This is a genomic window from Nocardia sp. CA-145437, assembly GCF_050956485.1.
GTDB lineage: Bacteria > Actinomycetota > Actinomycetes > Mycobacteriales > Mycobacteriaceae > Nocardia.
Genome location: NZ_CP191204.1, coordinates 1,775,054 through 1,797,653, shown reverse-complemented (window position 1 = coordinate 1,797,653; position 22,600 = coordinate 1,775,054). Strand labels below are relative to the sequence as shown.

Sequence of the window (22,600 nt, the reverse complement as noted above, 5' to 3'; positions counted from 1 at the left end):
GCCTAACTGTGTGTAGTAGCGGGTTCTCCGGCAGTGTCCGGATCGGCGGACGGCCGTTCCACGGGGTCGGTCCGGTCGGGTCGACCGAAGGTTTTGCGCACCACCGGGGCGGTGCAACGACCCAGGTCGGGACCCACTGCCAGGGCCCGCATCTCGAGGTCGGTGCGCTCCGCGCCGTCTCGGGTGGTGTACTCGTTCGAGCGCAGCTGCCCGTACGCGATGACCGGGTCACCTCGCTGCAGCGACGCTTCGACTCCCTCGATGATCCCCCGTCGCCAACAGCTTACGGTGAGGTACAACTTGCCACCGTCCACCCAGTCCCCGGCGGCCTGATCGTAGCGGCGGGCGGTACTGGCCATGCGGAAGCTCAGCAGCTGATCGCCGTTCTGCAGCGCGCGCAGCACCGGTTGGGTGACGACCCGGCCGATCACCGCGGTATTCGCCTCGTACATCGCGCTCCCCCTTCTCGATTCGAGCCCGTCGCCGCGAGCCCTGCGTTCGGTCCGGCTTCCAGCTTCGCCGGGGGGCGTGCACGGGGGCAGACCCCGCCTCGGCGAGTGTGGACAACTCGCGGGGTGGGGACAACTGTCGCGATGGGCTACAGGGTCGCCAGGTCGGTGTTGGCCCCGCACAAGACGATTACCGGCCGCTCCCCCGGACCCGGCACGTACGCCCCGGCCTGGATCGCGGCCACCGCGGTCGCGCCCGCGGGCTCCACCACGATCCGGAACTCGCGCCACAGGTACTCCCGGGCCATCACGATCGCGTCATCGCTGACCAGCGCCGATCGCACCGCGTAGCGCTGCGCCACCTCCATGGCGATCTCACCGATCCGGTTCGCGCCCAAGGAATCCGAGGTCACGCTGGACACGTCGACGTCCACCGGGTGCCCGGCCGCCAGCGCCGCGTGCAGGGTCGGCGCACCCACCGGCTCGACCCCCACCACCCGGCCGCGCAGCCCGAGCGACACCGCCACCCCGGCCACCAGGCCACCGCCGCCGACCGCGGCCAGCACCGTCGGTCTGCCGCGCACCTGCTCCTCGATCTCCAGCCCGACCACGCCCGCCCCGGCCACGATCTCGGGCAGGTCGTAGGCGTGCAGCGGCATGGCGCCGCGTTCGGCGGCGAGCTGGCGGGCGTACTTGTGCGCCTCGGCGTAAGTGGTTCCGTGCCACAGCACTTCGGCCCCGTGCGACCACATGGCCGCCACCTTGGTGTGCGAGGCCGACTCCGGAACCACCACCGTGCACGACATTCCACGCACCGCGCTGGCCAGGGCCGCCGCGATCCCGGCATTGCCGGCCGAGGCCAGCACCACCTGGGTCTGGTCGCCGCGCGCCTGCAACAGCGCGTTCAGGCAGCCGCGCACCTTGAAGGTGCCGCCGTGCTGGAGATGCTCCAGTTTGAGCGTGACCGGGACCGGGCCGTGCGGGCCCAGGATCTCGGTGTGGAAGACGGGCGTCTTGCGGGTGTGCCCGCGCAGCAGGCGGCGGGCCTGGCGCACGTCGGATCGGTAGAGCCGCTTCACTTTCCGGGTCGCCATGGCGACATCCTTCACTTGCGCACCTCTCTGTCGCGCCGAGCGAGCTCGGCGAACATGGCGTTGTGCGCGGTCAGGTCCGCGTCGTCGTCACGCTCTGCCTTGCGGTCGAGCCGGTTCGCCAGCCGTTGGTCGCTGCGCGACCACTGGATGAGCAGCGCCAGCATCACCACGACCAGCGGCACCTCACCGCTGGCCCAGGCGAGGCTGCCGCCGGTGTGCTGATCGCCGAGCAGGTCCTTGTTCCAGGACAGGCCCAGGCCGCGGTAGAACCAGCCGCCCATCACCGTGTTCATGCTCATCAGCGCGATGCCGAAGAAGGCGTGGAACGGCAGCGAGCCGAAGACCATGCCCAGCTTGGTGAGCGGCTCCACCGGGCGCGGCTTGGGATCGATGCCGATGACCACCCAGTAGAAGAGGTATCCGCTGAGCAGGAAGTGCACATTCATCAGAATGTGGGCGCCGTGCGTGCCGACGTACTTGTCGAAGATGCCGCCCAGGTAGAGGGCGTAGAAGCCGCCGACGAACAGCACCGAGGCGACGACCGGCTGGGTCAGGAAGCGCGACACCGGGTTGTGCACGGCCGCCAGGATCCATTCGCGCACCCCGGGCGGCTGATTCCGACCGGCGGGCTGGATCGCGCGGAGCGCCAGCAGCACCGGGCCGCCCAGCGCGAACAGGATCGGGGCCAGCATCGACAGCATCATGTGCTGCGCCATGTGCACGCTGAACATGGCCGGCGCGTACCGGCCCACTCCCGAACTGGTGGCCAGCAGCAGCGTCAGGCAGCCCGCGAGCCAGGCGATGGTCCGGCCGATCGGCCAGTCGTCACCGCGCTTGCGCAGCCGCAGCACGCCGCGCAGGTACAGCCCGGCCATGACCAGGGCGAGGGTGCCGAAGATCAGGTCGAAGCGCCAGTCGAACAGCAGCCGCGCCACGGTCGGCGGCCCCGCCAGGTTGTAGCCGATCTCGACCTCGGTCGGGGTCGGCACGGTCCGCTGGTCCGGCGGCGGGGTGCGGCCCAGGCCGACGGCGAGGCCGACCGTGGCCGCGAAGATCAGCGCCTCGACTCCGGCGAGGCGGATGAGCGCGCCGCGATCCTGCGGGTCCTTCTCCAGATCCGGGATCGCGTTGCGGCGCTGCAGGTAGCCCATGACGCCGAGCAGGATCAGCGCCGCGGTCTTGGCGAGCACGAGCTTGCCGTAGGTGGTCCCGAGCAGTTCCGACACGGGCAGCCGGACCAGGGCGTTGATCACACCGCTGATCGCGATCACCACGAACGAGACGGTCGCCACGATCGAGAACCGGCGCACGGCCAGTGCCGTGTACTTGCCGTCGCGCAGCGCGTAGGCCAGCACCGCGAACAATCCGCCCACCCAGAAGCAGGCCGAAAGCAGGTGCAGGATGAGGCTGTTGGTGGCCAGGTCGTGCGCGCCGCCCGAGGACGAATGCCCGGTCAGCGCCACCGGCAGCAGCGAGAGCACCGACAGCAACAGCAGCACCGGCGTCCAGCCCCAGCGCAGCGCCACCCGGCACGCGACGGCCAGCACCAGCACCATGAACACGGTGAACCGCCACGACCCCGCGACCTCCACCTGATCGGCCGCCCGCCACACCTGCTCGGGCCGCATCGACTTCAGCAGCGGTTGCCCGGTGGTGTCCGACAGCGTCAGCGGCACCAGCAGCGCCGCCGATCCGGCCCACACCAGCGCCGCGTTCCCGGCCCGCCGCAGCGCTCGATACCCCCCGACGTCCAGCACTCCGCTCTCCTGCGGCGGCACGAAGAACGCCGCGAACAGCAACGACCCGATGGTCAGCGCCGCCGACAGATCCGCCACCGCCCGCACCGCGGGCAGCCCGTACGTGGTCAGCGGACCAGGATCAGGAATCCCCAGCAACGTCAGGGCATGCGCCGCCGACAACGCCACGACCAGCGCCGCCACCAACGCGGCCGCCGCCCCACCCAGTGCCGTGACCGCAGCGAAAGTCACCCCCGAACCCGACCGATTCGCCGAAACATCCGATCCTGCGGGCGGGTCCTGCACTGACGACATACGCCCAGCGTAGTTCGGAGCGCCCATCCAGACTCCCCTGGGGTTTCCGGTCCTCCGGTCCGCACTACCGCCCCGACGCGCCGAACAGTTGCTAAGCGAGGAACCATTACTAACCTGGACGCTCGCTATACTCAACCCGCTGGACACCGAGATCGATTTGGGTCAAGGTGTTTGGAGCCCGCATCACCGCCGATGCCCGCACTGCCTCCGTAGCTCAGTTGGATAGAGCAAGGGCCTTCTAATCCCTAGGTCGCAGGTTCGATTCCTGCCGGGGGCGCACAAGGGTGACTGACCAGCGATAATGCTGGCAGTACCACCAATACCCGAGCTGGGCGGGGCTCAAACACCCCAGCAATCTGTGGTCGCGGCACGAACGGCCGGTGCCCGCGTGGGCATCGGCCGTTTGCAGCGTGTCGATCAGGGCGGCGGCCGATCGTGGGTCATTGTTGCCACAGGCTCATGAAGATGATCTTCGCGTCGATCTGGGATTGGGCGCCGGCTCCGCCGATGCCGTTGTGGGACTCGGCGTAAACCCATCCGCCGACGTTGAGTTCGTAATCGGTGTTGGCTTCCATGGTCCAGAGCACCTCGATGACCGCGCCGGGGCCGAAGCCTCCGCTGTCGTACCCGTAGTTCTCGGTGGGATGGCCGATCGATCCGCTGACTCGGCCACGGAAACGTTTGTCGGTCGCGATGGCGATCAGGTTGCCGGCCTGCATGACCGTCATCTCGCAGCCGGCCTCGACGGTGGCGTCGGCGTCGAAGCCCGCGGCGGCCGCCCCGAAGTCCTGTGTCGACCGATACGAGCGTGCCATGCAGTTGACGCGGCGATCCGAACGCAGGCTCACGCCGTAGCCGGCGTGGGCGTTGACGAGCGTGCCGGTCGCGCCCGAGGCGTTGCCCACCCGAGCGTCGAGTGCGGCACGGCCGTTGGCGTCATCGACGATCCGGTTGAACGCCGGGCTCCCGTTCAGGTCATGCCAGAACCAGTGGAAGTCGTAGGGGACCCCGAAGATCCGCGTCGGCGGTCCTTCGAAGTCGCGAGTCGGGGGGAACGGGTAGTCGAGCGCTCCCGCCGGCACGTGCCGCGACGGATTCTCCGCGGCTTCCCGCGGCAGGTCACGGACGTCGACGGTTCTGGTCCGGCTGCGTTCGGTGGCGAGCCTCAGGGCGTCAGCTCCGCGCGGACTGTTTCGCAACTGGTCGAGGTACGGCTCCTGCAAGGCGGTGGCCAGGGCGCGGTCCTCGGCGGCGAGCTCGCGACGGCGGGTGTTCGCATCGATCTGCTGGGTGATCAGACCGCTGATCGAGTTCCGGATCTCCTGTCGGCGGACCTCCGGGATTCGCTCGTTGAACGCGAAGTCCGCCGTCAAGGCGACAGTGTGGGAATAGGTCGTCATCGTTGCTCCTTTCACAGCGCGGTCGAACTGCGCGGGTACGGAACTCCTTGACTTCCATTCAGATGTAGCTCAACGGTAGCTGGTCCACGGCACGGCGTCGAGACCGCCACTGTGGACGCTCGACCACTACGTGAAATGCGGGTCGGAGCGAAACAGAAGCTGCCAGTATTCGCTCCGTATCGCGTCCCACAGGTCGGCGAACTTGCCGAATCGTTCACGCGCCCAGCACAAATCGTGACAGCCGTCGTCGTCGAAGGCGACGGTGTCCGGGGGCCGCACGGCACTCGTCACGGTCAGCGCCAGGATCTCGATGCTGTTGCCGACGATCCGCCATGCGGCCTGCCCTCTACCTACGGAGGTGTAGCGGGTGCGATAGGAGCGACGTTCGGGTGCTGGTGACATGATCGCAATCCGGGGTGGTGTGCAACGGCGTCTTCGACTGTCCTCCCCTGTGCCTATGCGATCAATCGGGGCGGGGTCCAACAGAACGTCGAGTACCGCCATGTCGGTTTGGAGGATCCTCCGGGGGCGGCGGGCTCCTTGGTCAGTAGACGGTGTCCTGTTGGTCCGCGATGACGGCGCCGTTGGGCTGGGTGAGCGGTTTGTGGTCGCCGGTGGCGGTGGTGAAACCCGTTGTGGCGCAAGGGTAGGGCTGGTCCTTGCGTTTCTTGGGGTTGATGAACATCGGGTTGATCAGCCATGTGCCGTCGGTGTTGGCGTACGCCTGGCACATGAGTTCGGTCTTGTTGCGGTTGATGACAAGGTGGAGGGCCGTGGCGTCGCTGACGAAGACCACGTCGGTGTCCGAGTCGCCGGCGGCCAGGGCCGGGCGTTTGCCGGGTGGCTGTTGGTCGAACGCGGTCGGGCCGGTGATGCCGAAGATGCGTTCGTTGATCGCGCAGCGTTTGCCCTCCATATAGGTGATGACCTGGTCCGGACCGAGGCCGCCGCAGCCCGCGATGTGGCCGGTGTAGGTGCCGTGGTCGGTCAGGGGGACGATGCCGATCACCTTGTCGGCGGGCACACCCAGTTCAGGTGACCAGACCCTGATCACCGGCTCGGGCGAGGCCGTGATGATACGGACGTCGAATCCATTGGCCTGCAATGTTGTAACCAGATCCCGCTGCGGGCTGTAGTAGCGGACCCAGCCGTCGACCTTGGTGGTGCCGATGGTCTGTTCGGTGCCTTCGGGGGCGGCGAGGTTCTGGGCTCGAGCCTGGGTGGCGTAGTCGGTCAGTTCCGCGGGGGTGTGCCCGGCCAGCAGCTGGACCTGCCAGGCGTAGGCCGGTTCCAGTCGGCGGTGGTCGTAGCCGTCGAATGCTGGGGCCCCGCCTTTCGTCTTGCCGCCGTCGCCGATGGCCAGGATCTCGTCGGCGCACGAGGCGTTGGTGGAGGTGGGTAGCGGGGTTCCCGACGCCGCGGCGCCGCAGGCGGCGCGCAGTGCGGCACTGGCGGCCGGAGTCAGGTACGGGCTGGTGGCCGCCCAGTCGGTTGGCTGTCGCACCTTGTCGTGGGACAGCAGCCAATAGAACGTGGCCTCCCCGGCATCATTTTTGACCAGCGTGTTGTCCCAGTCGAACAAGGCGAGCGGCTTCGATTCGACCTGTTTGCCGCAGGTTCCGGTGGTGGCGATGAAGGTCGCCAGGGTGTCTCTGTTGGCGCCGTACCATGCCTGCCCGGCATCCAACTGCTTGCACGTGGTCGCGGCAGCCCCATCGGAGCCGGAGCCGCAGGCCGTCAGCGACAGCAGGGCGCCGGCGGCCGCGATCAGCCCCACGAGTGATCGTGTCTTCATGCGTGTGCTCTCCGTAATCGGCTGGGCGTCTTCAGCGTTCGTGGGCTTCTTCCAGCACGGTCCTGCCGAGCAGCGCGTAGCGGGCGGGATCACGCAGCTTCAGGTAGAGGGCGTAGCCGATACCGGCCGCACCGACCAGCCCGACCAGCCACGGCGTCGCCTTCAGCACCAGCGATCCGGATTCCGCGCCGGCCGCGGTGCCCATATTGACCACGAGCAGCATCACCACTCCCAGCATCGCCAGGCCACCGGTCAGCGGCGCTACCAGGGTTTTGAACCAGTGCCTGGTCTCGGGGTGATGGTTGCGGAAGTAGACCAGCACGGCGAACGAGCACAGCGACTGCACGACCAGGATCGCCATGGTGCCCAGAATCGCGAGCAGGGTGTAGGTGCCGGTGTAGGGGTCCTTGCCGGCGATGCCGAAGCCCGCGATCAGCAGTCCGGCGATGATCGTCTGGACCAGACCGGCGATGTGCGGCGAACCGTGCTTGGGGTGGGTGCGGCCGAGGGTGCGCTGCAGCACCGGCAGGACGCCTTCACGGCCCAGGGCGTAGAGATAGCGGGCGGCGCAGTTGTGGAAGGCCATGCCGCAGGCCAGGGAACCGGTCATCATCAGCCATTGCATCGCGGTGACCGCCCAGTGGCCGACATAGGTGTTGGTCGGATCGAAGAACACATCCATCGGGTTGGCCGAGCCGGCGAGATCCATCGATTCGCCGATGCCGTTGCCGGACATCGCCATCCACGACACCAGCACGTAGAACACGCCGACGCCGAGCACGGCGATCATGGTGGCCTTGGGGATGATCTTCTTGGGGTTCTTGGACTCCTCGCCGTACATGGCGGTCGATTCGAACCCGACCCACGACCAGAACGCGAAGAACAGACCCAGCCCGGCCGAGGGCCCGGTGAACGCGTTGACCGGGTTGAGCGGCGCCAGCGAGAATCCGTGCGGCCCGCCGCCGTGGATCGCTACCGAGACCGCCATCACCGCGAGCACGGTGATCTCGGTGAAAAGCAGGACCACCAGCAGTTTTTCGGCCACCGCGACGCCGAACCAGGTGCCAACCGCGTTGATCGCCAGCATCGCGATCGCGAACACCCACCACGGGATGTGCGTATCGAACTGCGCGAGCACGGTATTGGTGCCGAAGCTGGCGAAGATTCCGATCAGCGACGGCTCGAACACCATGTAGGCGAACGCCGCCAGCAAGCCCGAGGCCAGTCCGATGGTGCGGCCCAGGCCATAGGAGATGAAGCCGTAGAACGCCCCGGTGGCGGTGATGTGCTTGCTCATGGTGGTGAAGCCCACCGAGAACACGGCCAGCACGACCATGGCGATCAGGAAGGCCGCGGGCGTCCCCTTGCCGGTGCCGGCGGAGATCATGAATGGCACGTTGCCGGTCATGGCGGTGATCGGCGCGGCGGTGGCGATGGCCATGAACACCACGCCGAGCAGTCCGATGGCGTTGGGCTTGAGCCGGTGGACGGTGGTTTCCGACCCGGTCGGCGCGCCGTCCACGGCTGCGCGGGTTATCTGCTGCGTCATCGAAATACTCTCTCTGCTAAGCACTTTCACTATCGGATGGAATGCCGGGTGGCCGACTCGGCAGCGGAGCGGAGGAGGCTCGGGGCTTGATCGAGACGCCGGAGCGACCGGCGTGGAACATCTGGTCGATCAGGTCGCGGGCCACGGTGGCGGCGTCGGTGTAGCCCAGGCCGTGCGGCGGGCGGATATTGGAGACGCAGTTGCGCTCGGAATCGGCGCGGCCGGGCTGCGGCGCGTAGGTCAGATAGATGCCCAGGCTGTCGGTGACCGACAGGCCGGGCCGCTCCCCGATCACCACCAATACCGCTCGCACACCGAGGGTTCGGCCGATATGGTCGCCCAGCGCCACCCGGGCCTGCGTGGCGATCACCGGCGGCGCCAGCGAATAGTCCGGCGCGAACGCCTCGGACAGCGCGGCACACAACCCCGCGGCATGGTCGGTGACCGCGGTGGCCGACAGTCCGTCACACACCACCAGCGCCAGATCCGCTCCGGAGGAACCGAATTCGAGCGGGCCGGACGGCATCCGCCCCAGATCGGGGCGACGCAGGTATTGGTCGCGATCCGCCGCCGCGCTGGTCACGTGAACAGGGGCGCCCAGTTCCAGCTCGGTCAGGGCGGCGCGCACGGCAGCCACATCCAGCGGCGTCCGCACCGCGTCCCGGGCGAGCGCGTGGGATGCGTTGAGCGCCAGCACTTCCGGGGTGGCGAGTGTGTCACCGGCCCGGCGCAGCCCGATCCGGGCCAAGGTGTGTGCCCGCATCCGATCCCAGGGATCGATACCGTCGCCGGGCTGCGCGGATCGCGTCGCGTCGATGGGCCGGTGGGTCATCGGTTCGCCGCCAGCGCGCGCAAGGGAGATCCGGCCGGACCCGCGGGCAGCACGCGGCCATGGTCGTCGGCCATGTCCATCCGCCGCAGCCACGCCTCGAATTCGGGTGCGGGTCGCAGCCCGCAGACGCGGCGCAGGTACAGCGCGTCATGGAAGGACAGGCTCTGATAGCCGAGCATGGTGTCGTCGGAGCCTGGGACGGTGATCATGAACGCGGTCCCGGCCACCGCCAGGGCGGTCGCGAGCAGGTCCATGTCGTCGCCGTCGGCCTCGGCGTGGTTGGTGTAGCAGACGTCGACCCCCATCGGCAGGCCGAGCAGCTTGCCGCAGAAGTTGTCCTCCAGGCCCGCGCGGGTGATCTGCTTGCCGTTGTAGAGGTATTCCGGACCGATGAATCCGACGACGGTGTTGACCAGCAGTGGATCGAAGGCCCGCGCCACGCCGTAGGCCCGGGCCTCCAGGGTCTGCTGATCGACCGGTTGCCCGCCCACGCCCCGGTGCGCGTCCGCCGACAATGCCGCGCCCTGGCCGGTCTCGAAATACATGACGTTGTGCCCGACCGTGCCGCGACCCGATTCGCCTGCCGCCGCGGCGGTTTCCGCCAGCAGGTCCAGGGTGATCCCGAAGCCGGTGTTGGCCGCCTGCGTGCCGGCGATGGACTGGAACACCAGATCGACCGGTACCCCCTGCTGGATCAGCTCCAGCGTCGTCGTCGCGTGGGTGAGGACGCAGGACTGCATCGGGATGTCGAAGCGCAGCCGGACGTCGTCGAGCAGATGCAGCAGCCGGGCGATCGCGACCGGATCGTCGGAGGCGGGGTTGATGCCGACCACCGCGTCGCCGCAGCCGAGCAGCAATCCGTCGAGGATGCCCGCCGCGATGCCGCGCGGATCGTCGGTGGGATGGTTCGGCTGCAGCCGGGTCGCCAACCGGCCCGGCGCGCCGATGGTGGTGCGGAACGCCGCCTGTGGCGACAACACCCGGGCGACCGTGATCAGGTCCTGGTTGCGCATCAGCTTCGATACCGCCGCCGCCATCTCCGGAGTGATGCCGCGCGCGAGGGCGGGGATCGTGAACTCGGCTGTCCCCGAAGCCACTTCGGTGAGCAGCCAATCCCGGAACGCACCGACTGTCATGTGTGCGATGGGAGCGAAGGCGGCTCGATCGTGCGTATCGATGATGAGCCGGGTGACCTCGTCGGTTTCATAGGGCACCACCGGCTCGTTCAGGAACACCGGCAGCGGAATATCGGCGAGCACCCATTTCGCGGCGGCGCGCTCGGCATCCGATTCGGCCGCGCACCCGGCCAATTCGTCTCCGGATCGGGCCGGACCGGCCTTCGCCAGAACGTCGATCAGGCTCCGGAACACGTAGGTCCGTCCGCCGATCTGCTGACGGTAAGTCATCGCGGGAAACGTCCTCTCACGCCCGGCTCGGAAGCCGTTGAATTCCAATGGCGGCAGACGCTAATCGGGTTCTGTTACGGCAGCGCCGTTCCCGGATAACCGGCGATGAGAATTCCGGCGGAGAATTTTCTCACGCGCGGAAATACGGAAGTAACTGAACGTAACAGCCGTGCTACAAGCACCTGGCTACGCTGAGGCTCTTTCGCGGACGAGGCCCGGTCCGCGGCGGCAGGAGAAAGGCTGTTTCCGTGTGACCGTACCCACGCCGACGCCACCGCTGGTGGTCGAACGGTCGTCGATCAGCGGACTCCGGCGTCGGCGGCTCGCGTTCGTCCCGGTGTTCGCGCAGTCGGTGGCGGCCATCGCGCCCGCCGGGACGGCCGCGGTCACACCGCCGTTCGTGATCGCCGCGGTCGGCGGCGGGCCGAGCGTGCTCGCCTTCCTCGGCGCGGCACTGCTGACCTGGTGCGTGGCTCTCGTGGTGCGGCCGATGGCGCAGCGGATCGCGGTCACCGGCGGGCTGTACACCTACGCGGCCAAGAGTCTGGGACCGACCGCCGCGATCCCGGTCGGCTGGTCCGCGATCGTCGGGTACGCCGCGGTGAGTGTCGCGGGATTGGTCGCGGTCGGTACCTATCTCGGTCGCGTCGCGATGCTCGCCGGGATCGATGTCCCGGTCACGGTGACGATGCTGCTGTCGATCGCCGCCGCGGGAGCCGCGACGGTGCTGATGACCCGCGGCATCCGGCCGTCGGCGGTCGCCACCCTGCTCATCGAATGTGTTTCCGTGGTGGCGATTCTGACGGCCCTGGGCTACCTGCTCGTCGCCGAGCGCCACGGCGTCGATCCGGTCCGGGCCATGTCCTGGCACGGCGACACCGGTGACCTCGCCATGAGCGCGGTGGTGGCGATCAGCGCGTTCGTCGGCTTCGAGAGCGCGACCACCCTGTCCGCCGAGTCCTTCCGCCCGTTCCGCTCGGTGCCGAGAACCGTGCTGTGGACCCCGCTGGCGGCAGGCGTCATCTACCTGCTCGCCGTGAGCGCCGAGGCGGTGGCGCTGTCGGCGGATCCCACGGCGAGCAGCGGCACCCCCTTGTCCGATCTACTCCTGCACCATGATTCGCGGCTGCTCGCGGTCGCCCTGGATCTCGGCGTCGCCGCCTCGTTCTTCGCCTGCACCGTGGCCTCGATCAACGCCCTGGTGCGGGTGCTGTTCACGATGGGCCGGGAGGGCATCGCGCCGCGGGTGGCCGGGCGCGCGCATCCGCGTTTCCACACTCCGGCCGCGGCCATCGCCGCGGCCATGGCTGTGGTGACCGGGTGCGCGATCGCGGTGCTGTGGGCGGGCGTGGCGCCGCAGGACGCCATTCGTTCGTTCCTCACGCTCAGCGCCTTCGGTTACCTGGGGTCCTATCTCCCGGCCTGCCTGGCCGGTCCGATACTGCTGCGGCGCATCGGGGAACCGAGCCGGGCGCTGGCGATACTCGGCGGCACCGCCGCGACGATGATCGGGCTGTTGATGGTCACCGCCGCGTTCTCGGGGCAGCCGGGCAATGTCGCGGTGGTGGCGGTGTACGTCGCGGTCATGGCGGCGGGCATCGCCTTCGCCGGCGCGCTGCGCCGATTCGCGCCGGACCGGCTGCGGGGTGTCGGGATATTCGATGAACCGCAACGTGACGACCTGTTGCTGACCTCATTGTTCCGGTAGCCCATGAGCACACGCGGCACGTCGGTCACCAATACCATCGCGATTATCGAGATCGTGGCGGAATGCGGGGTGGGAATAACCGCCAAGGAAATCGCGCAACGCCTTGGTCTCCCGCCCGCGACGGCGTATCGTCTGCTCAACTCTCTGGTCGCCGACGAATACCTGATCCGGACGGCCGATCTGCGCGGCTTCGGTCTCGGTGCGCGGCTGCGCGGACTGGCGACCGCATTGAACACGCCGACCGTCACCCGGGCCGCACGCCAGTGCCTCGCCGAATTCCGCGCGTCCACCCGCTTCGCGGTGAACGTGATCGGATTCGGCGTGAGCACCGTTCAGGTGATCAACCAGGACCCGGACCATCCGGTCCCGGCCGAACGCGAGCTGACCAGATGCCTGCACGCCTCCGCGGCGGGGAAACTGCTGCTGTCCGCCCGAACCGATTGGCCCGCACTGGTTCCCGCCCCGATCCGCCTGACCCCGAACACCCGAGTCACCCAGGCGGCCCTCGCCGCGGACATCGCCGCCATCCGATCCACCGGCCACGCCCGCGCCGTCGACGAACTACTACCGGGTCTGACCTGCTTCGCCTACCCCATCCACAGCGAATCCGGCACCCCCGAGGCCGCGCTCTGCCTGGCGGGATCCACCAGCCGCCTGGACGCCATGACCGGTTTCGACGAGTCCGCTCGCAGCTATGCCGCGCAACTGGAATCGCTGCTGTTCTGACGGTTGCGGCGGCACGCTCTCCGGCCCTGAAATACCGCTGGTCGATAGGGGTGCCGTGCACAATGTGTGCCCATGCAGACATTTGCCCGAGTGTTGCAAGCAGTGGTTGTCGGAGCGGTGGTGGTCGGCGCCGGTCAGGGCGTGCAGGCCATGCCCGCCGCTGCCGCACCGCAGATTCAGTTGCCTTTCCTGAGTGGTGAGCCGGATGGGGTGCAGGCCCAGGGGGCCGCGCTGGCGGATGGGTTCACCGGGACGTTGTTGTGGTCTCGGGAAGCCGATACGCCGGTGCCGATCGCCAGTATCGCGAAGGTGATGACGGCGATGGTGGTGATCAATGCGAACAGTCTGGATCGGGCCGTCACCGTTCCCGCCGAAGCGATTTTGTACTGCTCGCGGAACGACGGGAGTACGGCGGGGCTGGGCGCGGGAGAGGTGCTCAGTACGCGGCAGTTGCTGTATGCGCTGATGCTGCCGTCGGGCTGCGATGCGGCGTACACGCTCGCCGACGCTTATGGGCCGGGCCAGGACGTGTTTCTCGGCAGGATGAACGATACGGCTCGGCAGATGGGGTTGGGGGCAACGTATTTCGCCGACCCGAGCGGGTTGCCGGTGCCCGAGGACGGCTCGACGTTCTCGACGCCGGCCGATCTGATCGCGCTCGGGCTGCGGGCCATGGGGCACCCGGTGTTCCGGGAGGTCGCGGGGACGCGGAGCTATCACGTGCCCGCGGCGGCGGGGAATCGGGATCACGTGTGGGAGACCACGAATCAGCTGCTGAAGGATTACCCCGGCGCGATCGGGATCAAGACCGGGTCGACCGATGCGGCCGGGGCTTGTCTGTTGTTCGAGACGGTGCGAGCGGGGATTCCGATGATCGGCGTGGTGCTGCACAGCTCGGCGTGGAGCGGGGCGGCCGCCAAGGATGACGCCTCACGCATGCTGAACTGGGCTTACCGGCCGATCACGTCGCTCGTTCCGGGCAGCTAGCGCTGGGCGGGGTCCCGGCCCTCGATCACGATCGGGGCGTCGGGACCGAAGGCCATGCCGAAGCGGGGGCGGCCGTCGGGGCCGAAATTCATGGGCTGGACGCGGACGCTGCGGCCCTCCCAGCCGGTGCCGGGTTCCAGACGGGCGTGGTAGGTGATCCACGGGTGGCCATCGATGGTGAGGAATCCGTTGTGGCCCGGCGCGATCGCTCCCGGGCCGCCCGGCAGGAGGGGGCCACCGGATTTGGTCCAGGCCGCCGGGTTCATGGGATCGCCGCCCTTCGCCAGTTCGAGCAGGCCGATCCGGTAGGTGTCGTCGAAACTGGCGTTGGCGGAGAAGGATACGAACAGCCGGCCGTCGGGGGCGATCAGCGCCTCCGGCGCCTCGTTGATCTTCAGATCGGCGTCGTTCGGCACGGTCTCCCACTCCGCGGTCGGCGTCGCGATGCTCACCCGCTCACCGACCGGCGTCATCGGATCCGACATCCGCACCGCGCAAATGTCCTGCACCCGTGTGTCTTCCGGGTCACGCAGACACGACCACAGGTAGTATCCGGCGTTCTGATACTGCAGGTAGGTTCCGTCGATCGCCCATCCGCCAGGCAGATTCATCTTCCCGAGGTATTCGTAGGGCCCGGCCGGATCATCCGCGGCCGACCGCAACGCATACATCCGATGCGTCTCGTTGCGGTCGTCCTCCTGCCCCGCGAAGTAGATCCACCACCGATCCCCGATGTGCTGCAACTCCGGCGCCCAGATCTTCGTGCACGCCTCCCCCGGGCACTCCCCGTGCTCCCACACCACCGTCGGCTCACTCTTCCCGAGCCCGCCGAGCCTGTCCGACGCTCGGATGACGACATTGTCGTCGTTGTAGAAGTCTCCCTGCACCAGATAGAACCGGCCCTGGTAGTAGGCCATGCTCGGGTCGGCTCCTGCGGCGACCACTGGGTTGGCGAATTCCTCGCTATGCGGTCCGGACCCGCGCTGCTCGGCGGTTCCCACCCCCGCGACCGCGGTTCCGAGTCCCACGGTCAGGATGCTCACCAGCCCGAGCGCTCTCCGCCAACCCACCAGCCTCACCTCCAGCGACAGTCGAGAGTCAAGTGTCGACGCCGCCGCCCCCGAGTTCAATCAACACCCGCAAAGCCCCAGCACCGCACAGCGATTCGCGGGGCGTCAGGCGGCGGCCCAGGCGAAGCCGTCCGGGTCGGCGAAGGCGCCGAGTGGGCCGGTGACGACGAGGCCGTGGGAGCCGGAGCCGGTGACGGGGACGCCGGCTTCCTTGGCGGCGGCTTTGCGGGGGTAGAGGGCGAGCTTGATCGGGGAGTCGGGGAGGTCGAATTCGGCGTACTTACCGCCGAAGCTCTTGGCGACGGTGAGGCCGCGGTCGACGTAGAACTGCTTGCTGGCCTTCACGTCCTCGACGCCGAGGAGCAGGACGACGCTGTCGACGGCGCGGGTGACGGGGGCGGTGTCCTTCTTCTCGGAGGTGGTGACCTTCCAGATGGTGCCGTCGGGGCCCTGGATCACGCCGCCGTAGCCCCAGAAGCTCTTCTTGGCGGGCTTGATCACGGTGAAACCGTGCCGGAGGGCGCTGGCGATGAGGCTGTCGGCATTGCCGGGCTGGGCCACGACCAGCGACATGATGAAGCCCCGGAAGCCCTCCGAGGAGGCCGACACGGGAGCGAAGGAGAGCTGGTCGCCGAGACCGAAAGCGGCCTCGTAGGCGGCGGCGACAGCGGTGGGGTCGGCGGCCTCGAGGGTCACGTCGAGGGCGGTGGAAGCGGCGGCGGAAGCGGTGTTCGTCATGGCTACAACGCTAAATTCCGGACCGGCCGGGGACATCCGTGGTGACCACGGAACCGACCACGGAGAGCACCCACGGACCCCTACCGACCACCGCCCGGGAGGCGGATGACCGCGGCGACCACCAGGCGGTAGACGAGGTAGGCCGGGACGATGACCACCGCGATCACGCGCATCACCCTCAGGATCGCGGCGAGGGCGAGGTAGCCATCAGCGCCATGACCGGACGCAACACGAGGTACAGAACCACCGGGATCAGCGGGATGCGGACCAGCCGCCACAGGATGCCCTGTGCGGACGTCACTTTCATTTTCCGGGAAAAGGGGGCTGACTATTGTCTCCCGCGCGGAGTTCGGGTTTTCCGGAAATTGCTCTCGCGTAGCCCCGGCGGCAGGTGCATTCTGGAGAGAAGACAGGAATTTCCGCTGCTCGAGGGAGGTAGGGACATGGTCAGGGTGACGGCGGTCGAAGCCAACGGCGAACACTGGCATCCGCATCCCGGCGACGCTATCGAGGATCCGCGGGAAGGGCCGGCGCTGATTATGTGCCTGCTCGGCATCGCGGCGCTCGGGATGACGATCGTGGCGGCCGCGTCCAAGTTCTACGGCTGGACCATAATCGGGGCGATTGTCGCTGCGGTGCTTATCGTTTCGGGTCTGCTCTGGATTCGGTTCGAATACTTCCGCGAATTCCGGCGGGAACAGCAGAAGGGACGGCACGGGCACAATCCCCTGGTCCGCGGAGAGTGGCGAGGACGCGAACTCAGCTCGTGGCAGGTTCGCAAGGGCGAGGGCATCGGCGAGGGCGCCGGGTCGTGACCGGCTGACCGGCCACGACCCGGCGAAACCTCGGGTCCCCGGCTACTTCGCCGGGGCCGGAGCCGGGGTGAACGGCTGGTTGATGGTGGTGAAGTACTGGATCGCGGCGGCGATGGCCACCGGGGCGGTCACCAGGATCAGGCCGCCGACCGCGCCGAGCGCGCCCATGGCCGCGGCGCCCGCGAGGCAGCCCACGACCGCGCCCGGGAGGAAGCTGAACAGGCCGCCGATGATGCCGGTGGCCAGCGTGGCGCCGCCGCCGACGGCGATGCCGCCCAGGGCGCAGCCCACGGCCGCACCACCGATGCCGCCGACCAGGGTGCCGATGGTGGCGCCCATGGAGATGGTGTCCTTCATGCGGTTCCACGCCGCCTGCTCGCGGTCGTAGGGGGTCTTCCACGGCGCGGTGTCCTCGAACGGCAGCGCGACCGGGTGATACGCCGCGTGGCCCAGATCGAATTGCGGCGTCAGAGTGACTGTGCGGTCCCGGATTTCGGCCGCGATCGGGAACACGAAATCGTCCACGCGGAAAGTCAGTTCGGTTCCGGCTACCACCGTGCCATTTGCTGCTTTGATCTTGAAGACGCCGTTTTCGACATCCATCGACCCGACATCGGTGGAAATGGTCCCCGATCGGTCGGTGGCCGACGCCGTGTAGTGAATGGCGCCCACATCACCCGTTTGGGTCTGGGCATTTGCCGTACCTGCGGTGATTGCCGTGATCGTGGCCACCAATGCGGTCATCGCCGCGATTCCGCTCTTGCGCATGTGATTTCCCTCGATTGAGTATGCCCGCGGAATATAGAACTCATCGCAGGTTCAGTTACTGACAAGCAGACTCTAAGTCGGTTCTCAGCATGGCGGCAATGCATATCTGCCATAAGTGACTTGTTACACAAATGAGATGTCTCGTTGTGCGCCAAGGTTTTCCTTTGTTCACCTGAATGCATGAAAGGTGTCCGATAGGTGAACACGGCGCGGCCGGGCCATGGATAGCCGAACCGGACAGGCCGTCGAACGGCCCGTACAGCGACCGGCGCGGACCCTCCGCGACCGGCCGGTTTCCGTCAGAGCTCGTCGAGCTCCGGGATCGGGGGCAGGACCGGCTCGGGCCACTCCTCCAGGGTCGCCACCTGCAGGTGGATGAAGGCCGCGATGCGGTGGCGGGCCGAGGACGGGAGTCGCTCGATATCGGCCGCGCTCAGGACGTGGGCGCCGAAGGAGTGGGGCTGTGGCGCTTCGGAGTCGGGCGTTTCGGGAACAACCTCTAGCTTTGGCCGCGAAGCAGTAGCCGGGATGACAGGCTCATCCGGGTCTGTGGCAGCGGCGGCGGTTCGCACCATTCCGTGACCATAACCCTCGGGTAACACACGCGGGAGCCGTTGGCGCACTTGTGTCTTCGCGCTGCGAATTCAGCGAAGCCATTGTAAAGAAGGTTTGAATGTGCAGGCAGACATGGCCATCCGGAAATCCGGTTCGCCTGCGCCGGAACAGTAGGGTGATCGGCGTCACTCTGTCAACACTTCGGACAAAACTCCCCGAAGTGACAGGGAAACTCCCCTGAATGCTTCAGATCGGTCGGCTCGCAATGACATACAAGTCATTCGCCGGGCCGGTCGGCTTCCGGCCGATGGGCCACACCGCTCGCAACTGCCGCTCCACATCCAGGCCGGTCACCCGGGGCGAAACCAGAATGCCCTCGGCCAATTCGGTCGCGACCGCCAGCGAACTGAGCACCGCGGGCGCGAGGCCGTCGGCGACCGCGGTCTTGATGGCGGTGGTGGAGGACAACTCCAGCGCGATCTCCGGCTGCCACCGGGGAACACCGGCGGTCATGGCACGCTCGAACGAAGTGCGGGTGCCCGAGCCGGGCTCGCGGTAGATGAGCGGGGTGCGGGCCAGCTCGGCGGCGTCGATCTCCGGTCGCCGCGCCCACGGGTGTCCGGGCGCGACCACCACGACCAGCCGATCCCGCGCCACCACATGGCTTTCCAGCTCGCGGGGCAGGTGCGGGCTCTCGACGAATCCGATCCCGGCCCGGCCGTCGAGCACCGCCTTGGCAACCTCGGTCGAATTGCCCGATTCCAGGGCGATGGAGGTGTCCGGCATCCGTGTGCGCAGCGCCATCAGCCATTTCGGGAACAGGTACTCCGCCACGGTCTGACTGGCCGCGACCCGCAACCGCGAATCCCGCTGCGCACGCAGGCTGTCGATCCCGGCGTCCAGGCGCGCGGCCGCGTCCACCACATCCCGGGCCCATTCCGCGATCAGCGCCCCCGCCGCGGTGGGCCGCGAACCCAGCGTGGTCCGCTCCAACACCGGAACGCCGACCAGCTGCTCGAGGTAGCGGATCCGCGAACTGGCCGACGGCTGACTGATCCCGTGCGCTTTGGCCGCCCGCCCGAGACTCCCCAGCTCGATCACCGAGAGCAGCAGGTCGAGCGCGGACAGATCCGGGACGCGGGGGGACAATGGCATAGATCGAGTCTATGCACAGATCTCACCGTTGCCCGACGGCCCGAGAGAGGTCGCCGCGAGAGCGCGCGACCGACTACCGGCCCGCCGCCGGGAGGCGCTCGCTGCCATCGAACCGCGCCGCGCGGGCCGACCGCCCGGCGAACGCCCTCAGGGCGAGTCGGCCGAACTCGTCAGCGGGCGGCGGCCACACGCTCGATGACGGGCCGCCAGGAGCCGAGCGGCTGGACGGCCAGCCCGACGACCTTGCCCGCGTCGTCCGCGCGGCGCAGCGCGACGGCCGCCGCGAACTCGGGGTCGCGTTCGAAGGCGGCGATCTCGGCCGCGGTCATCGGGCCGCCCTGCGCGACCAAGGTGCGCTGACTGGACTCCGACAAGGCCGCGACGTGCACCGAATCCGTCGCTGCCAGATACCGTTTCGCCACCACATGCAGCTCGACCAGCCGGGCGACGCGATCACCCAGCAGGCCGCGGACGGCCGCGGCGCCATGCGCCCCGTGACCCGCGTCGTCGCCGACCACCAGCTTGTGCCCGATGTCGTGGACCAGCCCGGCGACCTGGAGTTCCTCATCGGCGGGAAAGTCGCGGCGCAGCAGCTCGGCGCACTGCCGGTCGTGGTCGAGGATGTCGACCGGATCGCCGCTGCGATCGGGCATGTCCCAGGCGTCGTGGCAGTCGGCGAGCAGGACCATGAGGTCGGCGACGGACATGATCGGGGCGACCGTGGCAGATCGGGCGACCTCGGCGGCGGGGACGACCTCGGCAGCCGGGGCGGCGGGCGCGCGGTTCACGCCCGCACCCTATGACGTGCGGGCCGCGCTCGCCACCGCGGCGGCCCGGCTGCTCACCCAACACTGCGACACGGGCGTTCACCCCACTTCGACGGGGAGGCGGCGCGACTGTCCGGGGATCGGGGTGCGGCTTCGGGCGAATCCGGAACGCATTGGACAATATTCAGCAAACCACCTGTGTGTGACCGGCGAGCGGGTCACCGTGCCTGTGCGCCGGATCCTCTGGAAGGAGCCTCCCATGCACGACCTGTCCGGCAAGACGATCCTGATCACCGGCGCGGCCCGCGGCATCGGCGCCGAGACCGCGCGGCAGGCGGTCGCGGCCGGGGCGGACGTGGTGATCGCGGACGTACTCGACGACGACGGCAAGGCTCTCGCGGCCGAGCTCGGCGCGCAGGCCGTCTACCAGCATCTCGACGTCACCTCCGAGCCCGATTGGGTGGCCGCGCTGGCCGCCGCCCGCGACGCCTTCGACGGGACCGTGAACGGCCTGGTCAACAATGCCGGGATTTCCACCGGCGAGCTGCTGGCGAACGAGTCGGTCGAGCATTTCCGCAAGGTCATCGACATCAACCTGGTCGGGGTCTTCCTCGGCATGCGGACCTGCATTCCGGCGCTGAAGGAGGCCGGCGGCGGATCGATCGTCAATATCTCCTCCGCGGCCGGGCTCATGGGCCTCGCGCTCACCGGCAGCTACGGCGCGTCCAAGTGGGCGGTGCGCGGCATGTCCAAGGTGGCCGCCATCGAGAACGGCATCGACCGGATTCGGGTGAACTCGGTGCACCCCGGTATGACCTACACGCCGATGACCGCGCAGGTCGGCATCCAGCAGGGTGAGGGCGGCTACCCGAACACCCCGATGGGCCGGGTCGGTGAGGCCGACGAGATCGCGGCGGCCATCGTCTTCCTGCTCTCGGACGCGGCCTCCTACATCACCGGCGCGGAACTGGCCGTGGACGGCGGCTGGACGGCCGGGCCGACCGTGAAATACGTGATGGGCCAATAACTCCGGGGCGTCAGCGCTTCTCGATCCGGCCGCCCGGCGGGGCGACGGCGCCGCGGGTCCGCAGGTACGCCTCCAGGGCGTCGAGATCGATGGGCCCGACCAGGGTTTCGGTGTTCTGCGTGAACACCGAGAAGCCGTCGCCGCCGGCGGCGAGGAAGCTGTTGGTCGACACCCGGTAGACCGCCACCGGATTCAACGGCTCCCCCGCCACCCGGACGCTGCCCTCGATCACCTTGTGCCCCTTGGGCGCGGCGTCGGAATACGAGTAGGTGATGCCCGCGACCGACAGCACGCCGGGCTTGCTCACATTGTCCCATTGCTGTTCCAGCAGATTCAGGATCTGCTGCCCGGTCAGCGTCACGGCCACCACCTGATTGCCGAACGGCTGCACCGTATATGCCTGCGCGTAGGTGATGTTCCCGCCGGACAGGCCCGCGCGGACGCCGCCCGGATTCATGAACGCGGCCACCGCCCGCACCGAGGCCATGGCGTCGAGCATGGAGTCGGCGATGACATCACCGAGCGGTGAGTCCCCGGCGGGCGCGGGTTCGGCGGGCAGGGGCGCGGCGGCCGAGCCGATGACGCGTTCGGCCCGCGGTTTCGATTGCGCGGCGAAGAAATCCACCAGTTTCGCGGTGGCGGGGTCGGGGGCGATGTCGCGGGTGACGACCCGGTTGACGGCCGAGGCCTGCACCGTGCCGTCGTGGAAGCGCAGCGTCACATCGGTGACGAGGCGGCCGAAGGAGGCGGCCTGGGTGACCACCTTGCCGTCGAGGACGCAGTTGTAGGCCTGGTGGCTGTGCGCGGTGAGCATCACCGAGACTGCGGCATCGGTCTTGTGCGCCAGGGTTTTCACGCCCGCCGAGATGCCGTCGCAGCCGTTGTAGTCCAGGGGCCGGCCCTGGGTCTGCTGGGTCCCGCCGTCGTGCAGCAGCGCCACCACGGTTTCCGCGCCCGCGGCCCGCATGGCGGGCACGTATTTGTTGATGGCCTCGGCCTCGTCGCCGAAGCGGTAGCCACGGATGCCTTCCGGCATGACGATGTTCGCGGTGTCGGGGGTGACCACGCCGACCACGCCGATCTTGTGCCCGCCCAGTTCCAGCATGGTCCACGGCTTCAGGCCCTGCGGCGGTTGCCCGTCGGCGTCGGTGACATTGGCGGCCAGGTACGCGAACGTCGCGCCGGTGAACGGCTCGCCCGGGCTGCACCCGTCCGGCGCGCAGCCGCCCTGCTGCAGCCGGCGCAATTCGACTACGCCGTGGTCGAATTCGTGGTTCCCGACCGAGGAGGCCGCGACGCCGACCGAATTGAGGAACTCGATGGTGGGCTCGTCGTGGAACAGCGCCGAGACGAGCGGGCTCGCGCCCACGTCGTCCCCGGACGCGAGGACCGCGCTGTCCGGATAGGCCGCCTTCAACCGGGCCAGGTGCGCGGCCAGGTATACCGCTCCCCCGGCCTGATACGCGCCCACCTTGCCATTGGACCCGTCCGGCGGCTGGAGGTTGCCGTGCAGGTCGTTGAGGCCGAACAGGTGCACCTCACCGGGCTTCGCCGGCGGCAGATCCGAGGTCGAGACCAGGGGCACGGCGCTCGGAGTCGCGGGCGCGGTGTGCTCCGCTCCCCCGCACCCCGCCACCAGGGCCAGGCTCAGCACCGTCGCGCACACACCGAGAACACGCCGACCGCTCATGGTTGTCGACTGTGTCAG

General features: G+C 68.5%; 22 protein-coding genes and 1 tRNA gene. 6 read left to right on the top strand and 17 right to left on the bottom strand.

Translation table 11 applies throughout. From position 1 onward, the window contains the following. Nucleotides 1–2: 2 nt before the first annotated feature. The 3 genes from ACQPYY_RS07820 to ACQPYY_RS07810 form a co-directional block, all read right to left on the bottom strand. Nucleotides 3–452, bottom strand: coding sequence for a single-stranded DNA-binding protein (locus tag ACQPYY_RS07820; protein ID WP_433593258.1), 450 nt, complete (start codon nucleotides 450–452; stop codon nucleotides 3–5). 146 nt (nucleotides 453–598) lie between these two features. Then, nucleotides 599–1,543 carry a threonine/serine dehydratase gene (locus tag ACQPYY_RS07815; RefSeq protein WP_379101118.1) on the bottom strand — a complete coding sequence of 315 codons (945 nt, stop codon included), beginning with the start codon at nucleotides 1,541–1,543 and terminating at the stop codon, nucleotides 599–601. An 11-nt stretch (nucleotides 1,544–1,554) separates the two neighbouring features. Further along, complete coding sequence (locus ACQPYY_RS07810) at nucleotides 1,555–3,594, bottom strand: cytochrome c oxidase assembly protein (protein ID WP_433593257.1); 2,040 nt, start codon at nucleotides 3,592–3,594, stop codon at nucleotides 1,555–1,557. 203 nt (nucleotides 3,595–3,797) lie between these two features. Between ACQPYY_RS07810 and ACQPYY_RS07805 the strand changes: the two genes are divergently transcribed. Continuing rightward, nucleotides 3,798–3,871, top strand: a tRNA-Arg gene (locus tag ACQPYY_RS07805). A 163-nt stretch (nucleotides 3,872–4,034) separates the two neighbouring features. Here ACQPYY_RS07805 and ACQPYY_RS07800 read toward each other — a convergent pair. The 6 genes from ACQPYY_RS07800 to ACQPYY_RS07775 form a co-directional block, all read right to left on the bottom strand. Continuing rightward, on the bottom strand, nucleotides 4,035–4,994 hold the full coding sequence (locus ACQPYY_RS07800; RefSeq protein WP_433593256.1) for a hypothetical protein: 960 nt from the start codon (nucleotides 4,992–4,994) through the stop codon (nucleotides 4,035–4,037). Between the two features lie 126 nt (nucleotides 4,995–5,120). Further along, the gene (locus tag ACQPYY_RS07795; protein WP_433593255.1) at nucleotides 5,121–5,396 is read right to left on the bottom strand and encodes a hypothetical protein; all 276 of its coding nucleotides are present in this window, start codon (nucleotides 5,394–5,396) and stop codon (nucleotides 5,121–5,123) included. A 142-nt stretch (nucleotides 5,397–5,538) separates the two neighbouring features. Beyond that, nucleotides 5,539–6,789 (bottom strand): haloacid dehalogenase-like hydrolase, encoded by a 1,251-nt coding sequence (locus tag ACQPYY_RS07790; RefSeq protein WP_433593254.1) that lies wholly within the window; start codon nucleotides 6,787–6,789, stop codon nucleotides 5,539–5,541. Between the two features lie 31 nt (nucleotides 6,790–6,820). Next, on the bottom strand, nucleotides 6,821–8,338 hold the full coding sequence (locus ACQPYY_RS07785) for an APC family permease (protein ID WP_433593253.1): 1,518 nt from the start codon (nucleotides 8,336–8,338) through the stop codon (nucleotides 6,821–6,823). A gap of 16 nt (nucleotides 8,339–8,354) precedes the next feature. Further along, nucleotides 8,355–9,170 carry an ethanolamine ammonia-lyase subunit EutC gene (eutC, locus tag ACQPYY_RS07780; RefSeq protein ID WP_433593252.1) on the bottom strand — a complete coding sequence of 272 codons (816 nt, stop codon included), beginning with the start codon at nucleotides 9,168–9,170 and terminating at the stop codon, nucleotides 8,355–8,357. Then, a complete protein-coding gene (locus ACQPYY_RS07775) occupies nucleotides 9,167–10,576 on the bottom strand; it encodes an ethanolamine ammonia-lyase subunit EutB (RefSeq protein ID WP_433593251.1) in 1,410 nt (469 codons plus the stop codon). The genes eutC and ACQPYY_RS07775 overlap by 4 nt, the downstream gene beginning before the upstream one ends. Before the next feature lie 250 nt (nucleotides 10,577–10,826). Between ACQPYY_RS07775 and ACQPYY_RS07770 the strand changes: the two genes are divergently transcribed. The 3 genes from ACQPYY_RS07770 to ACQPYY_RS07760 all read left to right on the top strand — a co-directional run bounded on the left by ACQPYY_RS07770 (nucleotide 10,827) and on the right by ACQPYY_RS07760 (nucleotide 13,997). After that, entirely contained in the window at nucleotides 10,827–12,284 is a 1,458-nt protein-coding gene (locus ACQPYY_RS07770) for an APC family permease (RefSeq protein WP_433593250.1), read from the top strand. 3 nt (nucleotides 12,285–12,287) lie between these two features. Then, nucleotides 12,288–13,010: an IclR family transcriptional regulator gene (locus ACQPYY_RS07765; RefSeq protein WP_379101095.1), complete on the top strand. Its 723-nt coding sequence runs from the start codon at nucleotides 12,288–12,290 to the stop codon at nucleotides 13,008–13,010. 72 nt (nucleotides 13,011–13,082) lie between these two features. After that, nucleotides 13,083–13,997, top strand: a complete 915-nt coding sequence (locus ACQPYY_RS07760; RefSeq protein WP_433593249.1) for a D-alanyl-D-alanine carboxypeptidase family protein — start codon at nucleotides 13,083–13,085, stop codon at nucleotides 13,995–13,997. On the opposite strand, the gene ACQPYY_RS07755 is transcribed toward ACQPYY_RS07760, so the two are convergent. From ACQPYY_RS07755 to ACQPYY_RS07745, 3 genes are all read right to left on the bottom strand, one after another. Then, nucleotides 13,994–15,067 carry a glycoside hydrolase family 43 protein gene (locus ACQPYY_RS07755; RefSeq protein ID WP_433593248.1) on the bottom strand — a complete coding sequence of 358 codons (1,074 nt, stop codon included), beginning with the start codon at nucleotides 15,065–15,067 and terminating at the stop codon, nucleotides 13,994–13,996. The genes ACQPYY_RS07760 and ACQPYY_RS07755 overlap by 4 nt on opposite strands. A gap of 105 nt (nucleotides 15,068–15,172) precedes the next feature. Beyond that, nucleotides 15,173–15,805 (bottom strand): glyoxalase, encoded by a 633-nt coding sequence (locus ACQPYY_RS07750; RefSeq protein WP_433593247.1) that lies wholly within the window; start codon nucleotides 15,803–15,805, stop codon nucleotides 15,173–15,175. Between the two features lie 178 nt (nucleotides 15,806–15,983). Further along, entirely contained in the window at nucleotides 15,984–16,106 is a 123-nt protein-coding gene (locus tag ACQPYY_RS07745; protein ID WP_433593246.1) for a hypothetical protein, read from the bottom strand. 142 nt (nucleotides 16,107–16,248) lie between these two features. Here ACQPYY_RS07745 and ACQPYY_RS07740 point away from each other — a divergent pair, with 142 nt between their 5' ends. After that, on the top strand, nucleotides 16,249–16,620 hold the full coding sequence (locus tag ACQPYY_RS07740; protein ID WP_379101085.1) for a hypothetical protein: 372 nt from the start codon (nucleotides 16,249–16,251) through the stop codon (nucleotides 16,618–16,620). A 42-nt stretch (nucleotides 16,621–16,662) separates the two neighbouring features. Here ACQPYY_RS07740 and ACQPYY_RS07735 read toward each other — a convergent pair whose 3' ends face one another. From ACQPYY_RS07735 to ACQPYY_RS07720, 4 genes are all read right to left on the bottom strand, one after another. Further along, a complete protein-coding gene (locus ACQPYY_RS07735) occupies nucleotides 16,663–17,388 on the bottom strand; it encodes a hypothetical protein (protein ID WP_379101083.1) in 726 nt (241 codons plus the stop codon). Between the two features lie 299 nt (nucleotides 17,389–17,687). Then, nucleotides 17,688–17,963 carry a hypothetical protein gene (locus ACQPYY_RS07730; RefSeq protein ID WP_433593245.1) on the bottom strand — a complete coding sequence of 92 codons (276 nt, stop codon included), beginning with the start codon at nucleotides 17,961–17,963 and terminating at the stop codon, nucleotides 17,688–17,690. A 226-nt stretch (nucleotides 17,964–18,189) separates the two neighbouring features. Continuing rightward, complete coding sequence (locus tag ACQPYY_RS07725) at nucleotides 18,190–19,098, bottom strand: LysR family transcriptional regulator (RefSeq protein ID WP_433593244.1); 909 nt, start codon at nucleotides 19,096–19,098, stop codon at nucleotides 18,190–18,192. A gap of 170 nt (nucleotides 19,099–19,268) precedes the next feature. Continuing rightward, nucleotides 19,269–19,886: an HD domain-containing protein gene (locus ACQPYY_RS07720; protein ID WP_433593243.1), complete on the bottom strand. Its 618-nt coding sequence runs from the start codon at nucleotides 19,884–19,886 to the stop codon at nucleotides 19,269–19,271. Nucleotides 19,887–20,124: 238 nt separating this feature from the next. Here ACQPYY_RS07720 and ACQPYY_RS07715 point away from each other — a divergent pair, with 238 nt between their 5' ends. After that, nucleotides 20,125–20,892 (top strand): glucose 1-dehydrogenase, encoded by a 768-nt coding sequence (locus tag ACQPYY_RS07715; protein ID WP_433593242.1) that lies wholly within the window; start codon nucleotides 20,125–20,127, stop codon nucleotides 20,890–20,892. Between the two features lie 10 nt (nucleotides 20,893–20,902). Here ACQPYY_RS07715 and ACQPYY_RS07710 read toward each other — a convergent pair whose 3' ends face one another. Continuing rightward, nucleotides 20,903–22,582, bottom strand: a complete 1,680-nt coding sequence (locus ACQPYY_RS07710) for a bifunctional metallophosphatase/5'-nucleotidase (protein ID WP_433593241.1) — start codon at nucleotides 22,580–22,582, stop codon at nucleotides 20,903–20,905. Nucleotides 22,583–22,600: the final 18 nt, after the last annotated feature.